Annotated in this window: 9 protein-coding genes and 3 pseudogenes; 8 read left to right on the forward strand and 4 right to left on the reverse strand. The window is 65.6% G+C overall.

The annotated features are described in order from the left end of the window. Positions 1 to 50 precede the first annotated feature (50 nt). From PS467_RS08820 to PS467_RS08850, 7 genes and pseudogenes are all read left to right on the forward strand, one after another. Positions 51 to 716, forward strand: a complete 666-nt coding sequence (locus tag PS467_RS08820) for a hypothetical protein (RefSeq protein ID WP_311034790.1) — start codon at positions 51 to 53, stop codon at positions 714 to 716. A gap of 154 nt (positions 717 to 870) precedes the next feature. Continuing rightward, on the forward strand, positions 871 to 1,449 hold the full coding sequence (locus PS467_RS08825) for a tyrosine-type recombinase/integrase (RefSeq protein WP_311034791.1): 579 nt from the start codon (positions 871 to 873) through the stop codon (positions 1,447 to 1,449). Then, a complete protein-coding gene (locus PS467_RS08830) occupies positions 1,400 to 2,200 on the forward strand; it encodes a site-specific integrase (RefSeq protein ID WP_311034792.1) in 801 nt (266 codons plus the stop codon). The genes PS467_RS08825 and PS467_RS08830 overlap by 50 nt, the downstream gene beginning before the upstream one ends. 301 nt (positions 2,201 to 2,501) lie before the next feature. Next, the gene (locus PS467_RS08835; protein WP_311034793.1) at positions 2,502 to 2,702 is read left to right on the forward strand and encodes a hypothetical protein; all 201 of its coding nucleotides are present in this window, start codon (positions 2,502 to 2,504) and stop codon (positions 2,700 to 2,702) included. Further along, the gene (locus PS467_RS08840; protein ID WP_311034794.1) at positions 2,699 to 3,121 is read left to right on the forward strand and encodes a PIN domain nuclease; all 423 of its coding nucleotides are present in this window, start codon (positions 2,699 to 2,701) and stop codon (positions 3,119 to 3,121) included. The genes PS467_RS08835 and PS467_RS08840 overlap by 4 nt, the downstream gene beginning before the upstream one ends. Positions 3,122 to 3,138: 17 nt before the next feature. Then, positions 3,139 to 3,447, forward strand: coding sequence for a helix-turn-helix domain-containing protein (locus tag PS467_RS08845; RefSeq protein ID WP_311034795.1), 309 nt, complete (start codon positions 3,139 to 3,141; stop codon positions 3,445 to 3,447). A gap of 156 nt (positions 3,448 to 3,603) precedes the next feature. Beyond that, positions 3,604 to 4,139: pseudogene (locus PS467_RS08850) on the forward strand (helix-turn-helix domain-containing protein); the annotation flags it as partial. A 21-nt stretch (positions 4,140 to 4,160) separates the two neighbouring features. Here PS467_RS08850 and PS467_RS08855 read toward each other — a convergent pair. Beyond that, positions 4,161 to 5,271 (reverse strand): annotated as a pseudogene (locus PS467_RS08855) (integrase core domain-containing protein). Between the two features lie 79 nt (positions 5,272 to 5,350). Between PS467_RS08855 and PS467_RS08860 the strand changes: the two are divergent. Continuing rightward, positions 5,351 to 5,595, forward strand: a pseudogene (locus PS467_RS08860) (integrase); the annotation flags it as partial. A gap of 375 nt (positions 5,596 to 5,970) precedes the next feature. Here PS467_RS08860 and PS467_RS08865 read toward each other — a convergent pair. The 3 genes from PS467_RS08865 to PS467_RS08875 form a co-directional block, all read right to left on the reverse strand. Beyond that, positions 5,971 to 6,468: a hypothetical protein gene (locus tag PS467_RS08865; protein WP_311034796.1), complete on the reverse strand. Its 498-nt coding sequence runs from the start codon at positions 6,466 to 6,468 to the stop codon at positions 5,971 to 5,973. Positions 6,469 to 6,645: 177 nt separating this feature from the next. Beyond that, positions 6,646 to 13,104: an RHS repeat-associated core domain-containing protein gene (locus tag PS467_RS08870; RefSeq protein WP_311034797.1), complete on the reverse strand. Its 6,459-nt coding sequence runs from the start codon at positions 13,102 to 13,104 to the stop codon at positions 6,646 to 6,648. Positions 13,105 to 13,188: 84 nt separating this feature from the next. Further along, positions 13,189 to 16,500 (reverse strand): LamG-like jellyroll fold domain-containing protein, encoded by a 3,312-nt coding sequence (locus PS467_RS08875; RefSeq protein WP_311034798.1) that lies wholly within the window; start codon positions 16,498 to 16,500, stop codon positions 13,189 to 13,191. Between the last annotated feature and the right edge of the window lie 7 nt (positions 16,501 to 16,507).

Genomic DNA, 16,507 nt, shown 5'->3' on the forward strand with positions numbered 1-16,507 from the left:
CGCGAAAGACCAGGCAATCGAGATCATCCAGATACAAGGAGATGGCTCGCATGACTGCTTTTCTCTTCGGGGTACTCAGCTCTCTGGCAGCCAGCGCGATCGTGCTCGTTCTCGGCCTCCTACGCGGCTCACGCCCACTGTGGTGGCTGGTCGCCGCCTGCTCCTGGTGCACCGGCACAGGCCTCGGCCGTGTGTACCGTCATCAGTCGTCCGCCGAGCAGGACATCGCACGCGACCTCAGCCGGGCCCGCTGGATCAAGGTCATGGCCGGACGCGGCAACGTGCTCACCCGTGAGGTCTTCTCTCCTCTGTGGTCGGGTGAGCTGTCCCCAGAGTCCGTCCAGGTCCTGCTGCCCGACCCTGGCACACGAGACGACTCCTGGCTTGACCGGCGCTCACGCGACGTGTGCCGGTTCGATCCCGGCTTCACCCCGGAGCTGCTGAGGAGGCAGGTCAGGACGAACATGGACTACTTGGCCCATGTGGCCGGCACACAACGCAACTTCGCGCTCCGCAGCTTCAACCTGCCGAACACCTGCCGCGTGATCGCAACAGACCGGGCTGCCTACATCACCTTCTACAGCAACTCCGCCCACGGAAGGAACTCCCCGTGCCTGTACGCCCGAGCGCCCGGGCTCCTGTACTCCATCGCCTTGCAGCAGTTCGACGCAGCCTGGACGGATAGCTCACCCGCACTTCCGGTGCCACAGCCCTGACGACCCTCCAAAGGGGTCGTTGCTGGCCAGCGTTCACGACGGGCTGCTAGTGATGGCAAGGTGATAGCAGTCGCCCTCGCTACGCCATGATCAGCCACCTGTTACGCCGGGCGACGGCACCTCCACGGTGGAGTCACGCACTCCCCCACCGGAGGTGAACCAAGTGACTTCTCAGTCTCCTGAACGCGACCGGGTGTACCAGCTGTGCCGTAGCGGATTCGCCACGCGCAAGGCCGCCGAGACAGCGCTCGACCGCGCCCTGAAGTCTGAGCACACCGGCCTGGACTGCACTGAGGATCTCACCCTCGCCACGTACCTGGCCGAGTGGCTGCATCTCAAGGAAAAGACGCTCAAGCCCACCACCTTCGCCCGCTACCGCGACCACATGCACGCGGACCTCATCCCGTCCTTCGGACGGCTGCTCCTGACCGACCTGCGGGCCCGGCACATCACCGCCTGGAGTGAAGCCGAACTCGCCCGCGGACGCGGGCGCACCGCCGTCTACCGGATCGGAGCCACCTTCTCCAGAGCGCTTGGCCATGCCGTGCGCACGCGTGTGATCGCGGTCAACCCGTGCCGGTACGTTCTGCTGCCCCGTCCGGTCGCGCCGGAGCGCATCTGCTGGAATCCCACCCAGGCCGCGGGCGTTTCTGCGACACAGCCACGCTCACTACGGCGATCAGATGGCCGATCTGTTCGAGCTCCTGCTGGGCACCGGTATGCGGCGAGGTGAGTCCCTGGGCCTGTACTGGAGCGACGTCCACCTGGCCGAGCGGATGCTGCTGGTGCGCTGGAGACTGACGGCCGTGAACAACAGCCACCTCTACCTCGGCCACCCCAAAACCAAAGCCAGCCGGAACTGGGTGAGCCTGGCCCCGCGCGTGGTCGCCGCCCTCGAGCGCCACGCCGCGCTCGCCCGGGCCGGCCAGCCCAAAGGCACACCGCTGGAGGGGCTGGTCTTCTGCCGCCCCGACGACTCGCCGCTGCGCCCGCAGGGTGTGCTGGTCGAGGTGCGGCGGCGCGCCGCCGAGCTCGGCCTGCCGCGGATCGGCGTGCACGACCTGCGGCACACCGCCGCCACCATCATGATCAGCTCGCGGGTACCGCTGGCTGTGGTCTCCAAGACGCTGCGCCACTCGACACTGGCCACCACCGTCAACCTCTGCGGCCGCCTACTCCCCCACGCCGCCCGCGACGCCGTCACCGCCAGGGCAATCAGAAAAGCGCGCAGCCTGAAGGCTCAGAAAGCTCTGCGCTCACCGCGGGTCTCTCCCCGTCTCGGCGCCCCTGGCCAGGGGCGCCGTCACGGCACCACCCCAGCATTCACCGGGTGTCATCACGTCGCCATTACCTGTCACACGAACGCAAACAGCGGGCCTGCCATCACCGGCAACCCGCTGGTCACACCGTCGGGACGACAGGATGTGAACCTGCGACCCCTTGCCCCCCAGCAACTCTCCGCGACGATCCGTATCACGCTGTAGCAGTTCATTCAGGGCCATACGCCGCCACACGAAGCCCAAGAAGTACGCCCCCCGCACACTACGCGCCAGTCGGCGTCGCCCGGGGCGCAGTCGGGCGACGTATCCCTCCTTCGAATGACGCGGACCACGGTCCGGCGACTTCGACCGCGTGGACCCGAGCTTCCCTCCCCCGCCCATGGGAGCCGACGCGGGGCATTCCAGCCGAGGCGCCTTGACGTCGACCGCGCGACACCTGCGCCAGCCTCGCCGATAAGGGATTTGTTATCATTGCGAAGGTGCCCAGGCATTCAGGGAGGACATGATGGCCAAGATCACCATTGAGATCGACGAGGAGCGCCTCGCCGAGGCCAAGCAACTCCTGCACACCGAGGATGACACCGAGGTCGTGGCCAAGGCGGTGGATATTGCGGTCGGTGCGATCTACCAGCGTCGCGCGGCCCGGCGGCGGCTGAGCGAGCTCGCGGGTGAGGGCGGCGCCTTCGGCGAGGCCCGCCCGGCGTGAGCGAGTCCTATCTGATCGACACCAGCGCCTGCAATCGCCTGTTCCGCAGCCCCGCCGTGGAACGACACTGGGCGGGCATCCTGGACGAGGGCCGAGTGTCCGTGTGCGAGATCACCGAACTCGAACTGGTCCGCGCCACCGGCGGCCGCGACGAGCGGGCCGTACTGGAGCGCTACCTCCACGACGCCTTCGGCTGGATCCCCGTACCCGACCGTGTACTCACCCGGGCCCGGCAGGTGCAAGATCTCCTCGTCGCCACAAGCTGGCACCAGGGACCAGGAGCAGTCGACCTGATGACCTCCGCCACCGCAGAACTATGCGGACTGACCTTGCTGCACTACGACGCGGACTTCGAAACCATCGCCAAAGTGACCGGACAACCCCACCAGTGGATCGCCCCACGCGGCAGCGTCGACTGACAAGGACAACGGCCACCATGGACCACGCCACACACCCGGCCAAGCACACCGACGGGGCACCGCCTGACAAGACCACCACCCACATCTGGGGGGCATTCCTGAAAAAGGCCCGGCGCAGCCGGGGGATGAGCCAGCGGGCGCTGGCCCGGGAACTGGGAGTCAGCCAGGCCCGGATCGCACAGATCGAAAACGGAGCCAGCACCCCGCAGATCGACACCATGGCCGCTTACATCACCGCCCTCGGCGGCAAACTGACCCTGCGAGCCGACTTCCACGACCACACCACCCACACCACATGGCCCCAACCACACGCCACAGAAAGCTGACACGAACACAGGCCGACTTCACGTGGTGACGCTGCGCTTGCCGAGAATGTCATCCGCCCTGGTCGGACGCCCGCACCCGGGCTGGCGGTCGTCGGTCCCGTCGCTCGAGTCGGCGCTCTCGCGTAGCGGGTAGTCCACGCATCATGATGATCGACCGTGCTGCTGCGACTGGCTTACCTGGGAGTGACCAACACGTTCGCGCTGCTGCGTCTGCTGCCGATGAGCGACCGGGACAAAGATGCGGAGATCCTGGCCCTCCGCCATCAGATCACAGTGCTCGAGCGCCAACTCGGTAGTGATCGAGTACGGTTCACGCCGAGCGATCGGGCGTTCCTGGCGGCGCTGCTGCACTGGATGCCGTTGCCCGCCCTGCGGCGTCTGCGATTGCTCGTGCGTCCTGACACGGTGCTGCGTGGCATCGCGACCTCGTCAGGCGCCGTCATGCCGCCTTATCGCGGCCCAAGCGACCCGGTCGGCCTCGTACCGTGCGGTCCATCCGGATTCTGGTGCTGCGTCTGGCGAGGGAGAATCCGCAGTGGGGGTACAGACGGCTGCACGGTGAGTTGCTCGTGCTGGGGGTGAAGGTGGCCGCCTCGACCGTCTGGAAGATCCTGCAGGATGCCGGCGTTGATCCGGCGCCCGACCGGAGCTCCAGCACGTCGGCCGACTTCCTGCGTTCCCAAGCCGACGCCTGAAGGGTGTCAATATTCCAATCAGGCTGCTGAGCTGGGCGTTGCCTGTGGATGGTGAGGCGGTCGGGGTGGCGTGGTGTGGTACTCATTGAGCAGTCCGCCGAGTACCTGGCGGCGCCTGACCGTGGCGGCGGGCAGTGGGATGACGTTCGGGTCGTCGTCTGGAGCACGTAGGTACAGGCTGCGGTGAGCCCGTCCGGAGTTGTAGTGCTCGGCGTACCTGGTCAGGACCGTACGCAGATGTCGCTCGCCGATGATGAGGAGTCGGCCGGTGCATTCGGCGCGGGCTGTGCGTATCCATCGTTCGGCGAACGCGTTGGACCGTGGGCTCTGCGGCGGTGTCGGGATGACGGCTGTGCCATTGCCGGCGAAGACGGCGTCGAATGCCGTGGTGAACTTGCTGTCCCGGTCACGGACGAGGAACCGGAAGCACCCAGCCTCTCCTGATGTCCATGAGCAAGTTGCGGGCGAGTTGGGCGACCCATGCGCCGGTCGGGTGGGCAGTGACACCCAGGACGTGAACGCGCCGGGTGGCGATCTCCATGACGAAGAAGACATAGAGACGTCACAGGAAGACGGTCTCCACGTGCATGAAATCGCAAGCGAGCAGCGTGTGGGCCTGTGAACGGAGGAAGGAGCGCCAGCTCTGCTCGGAGGCGCGCTGCGGCGCGGGCGGCAGACCGGAGCGGCGCAGAACGCGCCGAACCGTGGCGGCGGCGACCCGATGGCCAAGTCGTCGGAGTTCACCCTGCATCCTGACGTATCCCCAGGTCGGGTTCTCTCTCGCCAGGCGCTGGATGAGCGCGACTGTCCCTTCCGCCAGCGGTGGTCGGCCGGGCCCGACCGCCGTCTGGCGCCACTTCCAGCGCACCAGACGGTGGTGCCAGGTCAACAGTGTGCCCGGCGTGACCAGCCGATGGCGGCGTAAGGCAGGTGGCAGGCGCCGGGCGAGAGCGGAGAGCACGGCACGGTCAGCCCATGAAAGCCGCGGCCGCTCGACCTGCCGACGCAGCACAGCGACCTCATGCCGAAGGACAAGGATCTCGGCGTTGTTCGCGGCGGTCGATCGGCCCAGCAGGAGGAGGCAGCCCAGTAGTCGGCAGAAGATCAGGTAGAGCAGTCGCAGACCCACGATCAACGATCAGGCCCATATCCGGGCCATCGCAAAGCCCCAGGTCAACCACCGTACGGCAATAAAGACACCCTTCAGGGTGCAGACCTGCCGACACGAGCTCCTGGACCGGACCCTGATCCGGCACCAGCGCCACCTCCTCCACGCCCTACGGGAGTTCGAGGAGTTCTACAACTCCCATCGCCACACCAGGGCATCGCGAACGCCCGACCGCTACACCCACTGCCCACACCAATCGACGATCCGGACAAGTTAAGCAACCTCGACATACGACGCCGCGCCCGCCTTGGCGGCATCCTCCACGCATACAGACATGCCGCGTGACCTGCACGGACGAGATATTCGGCAAACGCACCCTCCCTGTCGCATGGGGAGCGCGACATCGTGCTCCCACCGCGAAAAGGGGGCCGAGAGCCGACAAGGGGTCCTTATGCCTCTCGCTGCAGAGAGCATCAGAAGCGATGGAGTGACCCCAGGGACCTACGGTTGACGACTGCGCACAGGGGCGCGGTACGGCGCTGTAGGTCTACCGGATCGGGTGACAGACGAATCGGGCACCGTTGACACGTCTGCGAGCTGGTAGCACGAGGGCTCCCCATTGCTCCCAGCCCGGAACCGGTTAAGGCCGCCTCCGCTACCTGCGGAAACGGCCTCCGACCTGCGATGATGCTGGTCGGGACGACAGGATTTGACCCCCAGTCAACCCTCCTCAGCCCTCACCTGATTTCCACTTACGATAATCCTGCAACGCTCCCCAAACTCCCCGACTCCCACCACTTCGCCATTCAGGGTGTGATTGAATGTAAATTCCAGAAATTCAGGTGCATAGTATCTGTTTTTTATCGGTGCCGCCATCTCATCAGCCAGAGCGGCCCCAGGCTTAAGGAATTGGTCAATTATATAAGACATCCACTCCGTTGCAAACGGAAATTTACTGCGCCGACTCCACTCCAGGGAAGCACCCGATTCGCCGGGAATCCATTGGCAATACAGGCCAGGCTGCCCGACGGGGGGCTCATTAATGTCCAGAATATCACCATCCGGCACAACAAGACGTCCAGTTGCAACGGTGGAGTAAGGACCAGAGGTACGCGCCATCCTGCGAGTATTCGAGAACCTTTGCAGGTAGAGGACTTCGCTCTCATTCAGCGGCGGCTCAATCGACACAGATCCAATGAAGTTCGTAAACTCACTCACGCTATTTCCTATTCCAATTACAGAGGGAGTCGTCAACAGCAGTCGAGCCAATTCAACTACTGTTGACGCCTTCCGTAAGATCTAAAATAACTGCCACCACCTGCTGAACAGTATTGGCCCTCCATGCCCTCTCTGCCCCTGAAAGCTTGACATTCCACCCCAGGGGAGCCAGGGCTCTTACGGAGTCGCAGCACCGCCAGTCAAAATGGTGAGAGCGATACCTGCAGCTGTTGCAGTCCCATAGGCAATACCTTTTTTGATGTTTTTCACCGCGCTCGGGCTGGGATCCCAGTCCCAGACTCTGGCCGGGACGGTTCTGGGATAGGGTTTCAACGAGGGATCCTTGGGGCCGGAACTCCTGCGTGTCCACCAGCTTATTGCCCCGTCGTGCTTACCCTTACCCACGAGGTCGGCACGCTTCTTGTTCGTCGAAACAGTCACCAGGACTCGGTCTTTTTGCACAACATCAGGGGTCACAAGTTGAGGGATGTCGAAACCTGCCTTAACTTGTAAATGTTGCCCTCCTGGGCCGGTTTGGAGAATTCTCTCCATTTTAACATAGTGCGCCACCTCTGCTGCAGCCACCTTCTCATCCTTACCGCGTCGCCCGGACTTTACTTCCCATATGTACAGAACTCCGTCTTTGAGCATCACAATGTCGGCCGAGCCATCGGTTGCACCATTCTTCCCTGCCCCGAAAATCTCGTACTCAGCCTGCACCGTGGCCCCAGGGTTAGTTAGACGTAAATACTCGATAGCGACACGCTGAGCTTCATTGTGCCGCTTGTTGGCTTCAGAACTATTTATCAGTTCACCTGTACTGCTCGACTGAGCAGTACCCGAGCCTGAACTGCGGCCGGTGCCGTTACTGCTGCCCCGAGGGTAGTGGTTCTCCGGTGGGGCGTTTTTGCCTGCGTCTCCGCCGTTGGTCGGCATGCAGTGTCCGTTGCCGGGGTCTACACACAGGCCGGTAGGGTCGGAGTCGGTGGCCGGGTTCTGGTTGGCGTAGCTGTAGCCGTTGAGGGATTGGGCCTGGTCGGGGGCAAGGACGGGGTCGACGCTGAGGAATTGGCCGAGGGTGGGGTCGTATTCGCGGGCGCCGATGTGGGTGAGTCCGGTGGTGGTGTCGGAGGGTTTGCCGAGGAAGGATTTGTCGTCGGGCCAGGCTTGTGGTGTTTGGCCGCGTGGGGCGCCGAAGGGGGTGGTGTGGCGCTTGGTGATGGCGTAGGTGGTGGCGTCCAGGGCGATGCTGGAGGTGCCGTGGTGGTCGGCGGCCAGGAAGGACAGTTTGGTGCCGGTGGTCGCGGTGCTGGCGGTGCGGACGGCGATGGTCTGGCCGTTGGCCGTGTAGTAGCGGGTGCCGGACAGGGTCTTGGTGCCGCCCTTGACTGTGAGGCGTACTTCGGTGGCGCCGAGGTAGAGGACGGTGTCGCCGTCGGTGGTGGTGGCGCGGCGGATGAGGAGTTCGCCGTCGGCGTCGTAGAGGTAGCCGGTGGCGGTGGCGGGTTTGCTGCCGGCGGCGGGTTCGGTGGTGGTGGCGAGTTTGCCTTCGGGGTTCCAGGTCAGGGTCTGGGTGGCCTGGATGCCCGGGCGGCCGGTGGTGTTGCCGGTCTTGTCGTAGGTGTAGGTGCGGGGTGTGCCGCCGTTGATTTCGGTTTTGGTGAGGGGGTGGGGCTGGCCGGTCTGCGTGCCGTAGGTGTAGGTGGTTTTGGTGTCGCCGGCTGTGGTGTGTTCGGTCTGCTCGTCCCGCTGGCCTGCGGTGTTGTAGTGGTAGCTGGTCCAGTAGGGGGCGGCGCCGGCGAGGTTGGCGGTGGTGCGGCCGGTGGTGGCGCAGTTCGCGGTGGCCGGGGTCCAGGCCTCGGTCATGCGGCGGTAGCCGTCGTATGCGAAGCACTGATAGTCGGCCTTGCCGGTGCCGCCGAGTGTCGTACTGTCGAAGACGGAAGTGACGTTGCCCGCGTCGTCCTGGGTGAACTTCAGCTCCTGCGGCATGTAGCCGTGGACGTCGTCGGTGACGTAGGAGCGGGTCAGGCGGCGGGTGCCGGGCTCGTAGTCGTAGTTGAGGTAGGCCTTCTTCGCCGAGCTGGTCCCGGACATGCCCACGGTCAACTGACGCAGATCACCTTGCGGAGAGAAGGTGACGCCTTGGAGGTACCCGGTGGTGCCCAGGGAAGTGAGCTGCTGGCCGGTGGCGTTGTAGGTGTAGGAGACGGTCTCGGCGGCGAGTCCGCCTACAGCCGGTTCACGACTCTGGCTGATGGTGCCGTCGAGGCGGTAGCCGGTGGTGAAGGCCAGGGTCTTGGGCACTCCCGCCTTGACGAGCGGATCCTCGTCGGGGAGCGTGAGCTCGTTGCTCTTGACCTGGTAGAGGCTGTCGTACTCGGTCACTTTCCGCGTGTACGCCTTGCCCGCCAGGCCTCCGTCATAGCGGACAGCGGTGTCCTGCTGCCCCTTGGCCAGAGTGTCGAAGGCCCAGGCGGCGAGCTTGTTGGCATCCGTCTTGGTGCCACTCCACATGCCCGTCTTGCGGCCGAGTTCGTCATAGTCGTAGACGAGGGTCTGTTTCTCGGCGTTGGTGCTGCTGGTGACCTGGTCGAGGGCGTTGTAGCTGGTGGTGGTCTTGCCCTTGTCCGGGTCGTCTGCCTCGACCTGCCGTCCGGCCAGGTCATAGGAGTAGGACCAGGTGGCCTTGTCCGGACCGGTGATGGTCTTCTGCAGACCGCCGGGGGTGTAGGTGAAGCCGGTGGTGGCGAATTCGGAGCCGGTCGGCTTGGGGCCGGCGTATTCGCGGCGCTCGGTGGTCTGCCCGCGGACATCGGTGACCTCGGCGACACCCTGACCGCCGGCGGGGGCGCTGGTGGTGACGGTGTCGCCGGTGTAGGTGCTCTCGGTAGTCCAGCGGGTGACACCGTAGTTCTTGGTGACCGTCTTGGTGGCCCGCCCGGCGCCGTCATAGGTGGTGTCGGTCTGGACGGGGGCTTGGCTGCCCTCGGTTTGCACGGGTGTGCCCGAGGGGGACGCGGTCTCGTCCCAGATGTCTGCCTGAGAGCTGACCGCCAGTCCCCGGTCGTCATACAGGGTCAGGCCGATCAGCCGGCCTCCGACGGGTGTGGGTGACTGGACCTGGCGGGTGCGCAGGAGCGAGTCGTAGATCTCGTAAGTGGTGTTGTACCCGGAGCCATCGCCCCTGAGTGCGCTGGTGGAGATCCAGGGCAGTGAGGTGTTGTTGAGGTGGTAGCCGTAGGTGTAGTTCGGTGTGGTCGGCCACAGGACCTTGGTGTGGTTCGGCAGCCAGACTTTGGTGACCCGACCGAGCGCGTCGTACTCGTTCTCGGTGATCTTGTTATTCGGATCGGTGACCTTGAGCGTGGCTCCGGTGGCGAAGTCGAGGGTTGTGGTGGTCTTGAAGCTCTTGGCGTCAGCCAGGGTGGTCGACGTCAAGGGGCCGGTGCCGGTCGGTGTGTAGGTGGTGGTGGCGGTGGTGTTGTCCTGCGCGTCCTTCACCACGGTGGGCCGGCCCAGCGTGTCGTAGGCGGTGGTACTGGTCTGCTGCCACGCGGGGGCGTTGTCGGTCCCGTAACCCTTGGCCCGCCCGGTCCACTGGGCCTCGCCCTTGGTGGGCTTCTGTGATGCGCTCCAGGTGGTGGTGTCGTAGGCGGTGGCGGTGTCGGAGATGATGTCGCCCTGCCGGCTGGAGTCCGCGGGCAGGTCGAGGTCCGCGTCGGGTGTGTCGCAGGGCTGTGAGGTGGTGCGGGTGCGGGAGACCAGCGCGTTGATGCCCTTGTCGTCATTTCGCGCGTACCACGTGCGGGTGCAGGTCTCGTCCTTGGGTTTGGCGTCGTCGCCGCGGTCCTCGACCGTCTGGGCCATGCCGTAGTCGTCGTACGTGGTGGCGGTGGTCCGCACACGGTCCACGGGGGTGAGGCCGCTGGTGATGCGGGTACGGGTGTGGGTGGCGGCGGTGCGGACGTAGTAGGCCTCGGTGTCGGCGTACGACTTGTGCTGGGTGGCGGTGCGCTTGGACCACGGGTCGTTGACCGTGCCCGTCACCTCGGTGTCCCCGTTGTAGGTGACGGTCTCGCGGGTGAACCCGGCGTACTGGTCCGAGTCGGTGATGGCCTCGCCCTTGATGCCGGTGACCTTGGCCTGCCTGCGCTTGTCCGGGTCGGGCGTCTTGCCGTCCGTGCCCAGTACGCGGTCGCCGTTCATCCCGCGCAGATAGACGGTGACGGTCTTCAGCTGCGTGTTGTCACGGTCCCCGGTGAGGTGGGTGACCTTCCCGAAGCCGCGCCAGGTGGACCAGGTGCGTTCCTTGGCCGGGGTCATCGGGTCGTCGTTGTAGTGCCATGCACCCCCGCCCTCATAGCTGTAGGTGTTCTGCACTGCCTCCGAGCCGCCGTACGGGTCGGTGGTGGACACTGCGGTGACCGGGTACTTCTGGAACCAGTCCAGGACCGGGTTCTTCTCCCCGTTCGGCGACCAGTACACCGGGTAGCAGCGGCGGGTGTTCTCGTCGGCCTTGGGCATCGTCTGCCCGGCCACGCAGTCGGCCTCCGCATAGCTGACGATGGTCTGGGCCCCGGCCTCGGAGGTGACCGTCTTCAGGCGCGGCTTGTCGAGGGAGAGGATGTCGTCGCTCGCCCCGTCGACGCGGTTGGGCAGGAAGACGTGGGTGAACTTCACCGGGTCGAGGGTCAGATCACTGCCGTGTTTGCCGGTGTGTTTGATCTCGTCCAGCCACAGGGACTGGTCGCTGGTGTCGCCGGTGTCGCCCGGGTCGAGATAGAGCTGCTTCAGTGTCCAGGTGTCGACGGCGGCGTAGCCGGGGGTGGAGGCTGCGGCGTCCCACGCGTAGGTGGTAATGCCGGTCATCCGCTTGCGGGTGAAGAAGAAGGGGCTGACCGTACCCGTGCACTTGTCGTTGTCCTTGCACACCGCGTCGAAGGGAACATCCGGCCAGTTGTCGCGGGTGTCCTTGGTGAGCGAGTCGCAGCCGGTGCCGGAGGCCAGACAGCGCTCGGCGTATTCGAAGACGACCTTGTTGGAGGCGGCGGGGGTGGCGGAGAACAGGGCATCCTTGCGCTGGCCGTAGCGGATTTCCTTCAGGTAGCCGCCGCGGGTGTAGCCGGTGCCGGTGTTGTCGTCGCCGAGCTTGTCGTAGTTGTTCTCCTCGGCCTTGTACCAGTAGGTCATGGCGTTGCCATGAGTGTCCTCGACCAGGTCGAGGTTCCACCGCCAGGCCTGCTTCTTGTCCCGGCCGGAGAAGCTGCTGCCGTCCGCGTAGCCGGGTTCCCCCTCGTCGTCTCCAAAGACCGGCACGGTCCACACCGATGCGGTGCGGTCGTCCGCGCCGGCCCCGTCGAGCTTGTTGAGGCCGAAGGTGTAGACGGTGCCGTCGCCGGTGGTGACGGTCCAGTACTCGCCGTTGTCGTCACCGTTCTCGGCGCCGGTGTGGTGCTCGACGGTGGAGGCGTCGTCGTTCTTCAGCCGCCACCGGCCACTGGTGTCGTCCTTGACCAGCTCGGTGGCCTTGCCGTTCAGGACGAGGGAGGCGTTGTCGTACTTCCAGCACAGATCGAACTTGTCGTCCTGCCCGTCGTCGTCACAGGAGCCGTACTTGCGCTCGATGAAGGACGAAGTGAGGTCAAAACCCTCACCGATCGCGGTCCCCTGGTTGTTCGTGGACGCGGTGCGCCCGTCCACGCTGCCCGAGTCGTAGGAGATCGACAGGTCCGGGGTCGGCCCCGCCGCGGCGGGCGGGGTCCGCAAGGGGTACGACCAAGTGAAGCTGCCTGACGAGCCGCCGGCCTCCCAGGTCGATGAGGCCGCGAGCGGAGTGGCCTTGTAGTCGCCGGACCCCGACTTGGTCCCGGCTGCCAGGGCCAGCACCACTGACTGACCGGCAGGCGCGGAGGCGAAGGACAACGTGGTCTCGAGACGCCGGCCGGCCCGGTCATTGGTGAAAGGCACGGTCTCGCGGCTTCGGCAGTGCGCTTGTGCGGGGTCTTTCAGAGCGCAGTCCGGAAGCTTCACGATCTGGAGCCGCCCGGCCCAGTCACCTCCGTAAGCGGAAGCGAACGTCGAGTAGTCAACGCTGAGCCGGGCCCTGCCCCCGTCCCTGGGGCCCGTGGCGGTGAGCACGACGCCCTTGACACCGAGCTCGCTGGCCGCCTTCTGGTCGAGGACCTTGACGGTGACGGTGCGGGCGACGTGTCCCTTCTTCCCGTCCCTGCCGACCGTGGGAGGGGTCAACGTCAGCGGGAGGGCGCCTGGTTCTGCCTTGGCGGTTTCCTTGGCGCCGAGTGTGAGTGTTTCCTGGCCCTGCCGGGGCCAGGAAACCGACCCTTTCTGATCCGCCTTCGCCCGCCTGGCCGCGGTCAGATCGGCGGCTTCGGAGGCTTTGACCACGCGGGCGTTCTTGTCATTCGCCCTCTTGGTCAGCGGAGAGACCGTTGAGGACCGGGGTGCCTTCAGCTTGGGCTTTCCGAGCGGGTCCGGCGCGTCAGCGAAAGCGACCGGAGACAGCAGCCCCGGCACCAGGGCGAACCCCGCTAAGACGGCGAACCGTCTCTCCCAGGATCGTCTCCTGCGTGCCGTGCCGCCTATCCGGGGCATGCCGGACCCGAACTGGTTCATGGCAAGTCTCCTCGTATGCGGGCGTCGCCGCGCCCGCACACCGCTAAAGGTTTACGAACAGGTGGAGTAAGAAGGCCGAGGCGGCTATGTCGAAGGTTGCGCGATCTGCGAAGCCACTTGTTCGGGCGTCATCGCGCCGGTCCACACACGTACCTTTGCCAGATCGCCCGGAAGGTAGTGGCCCGTGCTGCCCTCGGCCGAGCCCCTGCCCGCGGATAGAGCTCCACCGCCCTGCTGAGGCACCTCAAGGCCGACGTCTGATGGGCTTTGCTGAGCGAACTGACCGATGAACAACTGCGTTACGCCGAATCGCTGATCGCCGTCACCATCGGTGAACGGGAGCCCCGCGTCGAAGACCCCGGTCACATCGACCCAGGTGTCCCATTCCTTCTCGCCCACGGTCTCCTGGGCGGCGGCCAGAGCGGTGTCGGTCACTTTCCCGCTGCTGTCGACTGCTGTCCGGCCGAACTTCCACTGGTAGGTGTCCTCCGCGGGCTTCTCCACCCACAACGCCCACGACGACTCCTTGCCGACCGGTGTGGCCTGCGCGGCAACCAGTCCTCGGTAGCCGACCGGCTTGACCGCGAGCAGCGCCTTGTTCAGTCGCACCCGCGCCGACACCGTGAACGAGCCGGTCTCATCAACCACGGGACCCGTCGTCGAGGCGTAACCGGAGCTGCCGTTGAGTACCAGCGCGGTGGCGTCCTCGCCGGTGAGTGCAGCGCCTGATCCCGACAGTGTCATGGGGCCGTGCCGGTAGGGGAATGTGGTGCTGGCCGGGTCATCCGGATCCTCCGGGCTCTCCACCACTTGACTGCCCTGGGAGATGGTGGCGTCCCAGTGCGCCACCAGTTCGTTCGTCGGCGCTCCGTCCTTGTCCAGCCGGTCTTCTTCCCGGATCTGCTCAGGGGTGCGGGCGTCCTGCCAGAGGGCGATCTCATCGACACGGCCCAGGAAGTACTCGCCGTACGCTCCTGCCACCTTGGATCGGCCGATCATCAGGTTGCGGTCGGCCGTCCACGGCTCGTACGTGGGCGCCACGTCGGCCAGGACGATCGGGTCGCCCTGGGGACGTCCGTTGATGAACAACTGGATCGTGTCGTTGCTCTTGTCGGCGTCGTTCTGTGTGTCGAAGACGCCGGTCAGGTGTGTCCACACCCGCAAGGGAGGACTTTCCGCATCCGCCATCGAGCGGATGTACACCGGATCGTTCTTGTCCCGGTCAGTACGGTTGAAGACCCACTTCTTGTATGCGGACGAGTAGTACAGGGTGAACGCCGAGCCGTACTCCCCCGGTGCCGACAGCACCACGTGATTCGTCGACGCGTCGGTGAGATACGCCCAGGCGGAGACGGTGAACGAATCCTGCGTGTTCACGGCCGCACCATCCGTCGAGGCATAGCCCACCTGCCGGGATGGATCGCTCAGGTTGTCGTTCAGACGCAGCGAATAGTCGCCGGCACCTCGCCTGGCGAGGGTCGACCAGCCAGTGCCGGCCTCGTCCCGCAGTACGAGGTCGTGGCGGGAGCCCACCTCGCCGGTGTCCTTCGCCACCGTCAGCCCCGAGCCGGGGCCGCCGTCGTCGAAGCGCCACCGCCCGGTCGGCCCGGGAGCAGCCCCCACCTTGAAAGCCAGTTCGGCAGGGGGTCCCCAGCGCACCCGCCCTTCCTTGTCCAGCTTCAGATCACTGGCCTCCACCGACAGCGTCTGCGTGCCAGGCAAACCAGGCTTGACGTCCTTGACTTGCACCGAAGCATTCGTGGTCGGGGCAGTCACCCGCTTGGTCGCATCGGCATCCGAGGTCAGCAGCCGCCACCGGTAGGCCTTCACGTCCTTGTCGGCAGCGTTCGGTTTGAAGGTGAAGGTCCCCGGCTTGCCTGGGCCACCGTGTGCTGCGCAGTCGTTGGCCGTGCACTCGGTGTACGGGGCGCCGGGAACGATGACCGGCACCTTGGGCGCGGTGGAGTCGATCCGCAGATAACACCATGACGAGTAGGGCGAGAACAGATCGCCCGATTTGCCGTTGTACGCCCAGTGCGACTGGGTCCGTGCCCGGAACCGGTACAGCCCGCCATCGGCCCGCTTGTCCGTCGTCGTCTTCTCCAGCGTGCCGTCTGGGTCCCAGCCACTGTCCGGCTTGTAATCGCTCCACACCTGCGACCATGTTCCCGAGTTCGTGTCAGTGCTGCTTCGCTGCATCACGAACTCGGCTTGCAGGGATCCTTCTTCATCGCCCTCATGGGCTTCGACCTTCGTCTGCACACGCGCCTGGACCGTTGGCGTGTCCACCGTCACCGTCAGCGGATCCGATGAGGAACGGCACTGCGCTTTGGTGCCCGTGCCCGGGATGGCCCCGACCGACGTCGGCACGCCGGGCTTGTGCGCGTACCACACCTTCAGTTCCGCGTTGGAGTCGAACCGCTTCCAGGCCCGCGGCTCGGCCTCGTCCTTGGCCCGCAGCATCAGCGTCAGCCGGGATATCTTGCCGTCCGCCAATGACCGCACCGTGGAGGTGAGGTTCTCATCCGGCTCGTCCGGGTTGTCGTTGAACTCGATCCACTTGTTCGGCTGCTCCGGGCTGCACAGATCCCCCCGGCCGGCCGATACATAGCGGTCGCCCATCTGATCCAATTGCTTCGGACCCGGCCAGCGCGTCCCCTCGGAAATGTTGTCGGTCCGCTCGAGGTCCACCCAGTACGGGTTGCAGTTGAACGACCACGTCTCATAGGCCCGGAACGTCGCGTCCAGGACATGCTTACCCGCCAGCTTCGACGCGCCGAACTCGAAGTACATCCGGTCCCGGTAGCCCGATCCGCAGTAGTAGCCATCGGCGCTGCCGCACAAGCCGACACCCTTCGGCTCGTCGAACTTCCAGAACCTGTCCCCGTCGGACGACAGCTTCGTCCACTCCGACGCCCCCAGACCCACGGACGGGTCGATGAACACTGGGTACGCGGTCTTCTCCCCGCGCAGCAACTCCAGGTCCGGCTCCACCGAAACACTGCCGTTCCCGACGGTCACCGGCAATTCAGCGGTCGCATCACCCTCGCCCGGCTGAGCCAATTGGTCTTTGGTGTCGCTCAAGCTCCGCTGCTTACCGAACGGTACCGTCCGGAACTGGCTGCGCGAGCCCGTGGCGTCTTCACCTGCGGAATCCCACATCCGCCCTGCTGGTCCACGGAACACGGCGTTGCCATCCGCGTCAACCGCCCGCACCCCACCGCTGGCACCCGGCACCACGCTCAGGCCGTCCCCAGTGGCGGTGAGCTTGATCTTCTCCAGCTCCGGGTTGGCCGCCGCCTCAGCCGTCTTGACCACCAGCACCTCGCGGTAGCCCTCGGCCGTCGCCGTGAGCTGCAGATCCACCCCCACCGCCCGAACCGCGCTGCGGCGCATGCTCGAA

The sequence above is a fragment of the Streptomyces luomodiensis genome (assembly GCF_031679605.1).
Lineage (GTDB): Bacteria > Actinomycetota > Actinomycetes > Streptomycetales > Streptomycetaceae > Streptomyces > Streptomyces luomodiensis.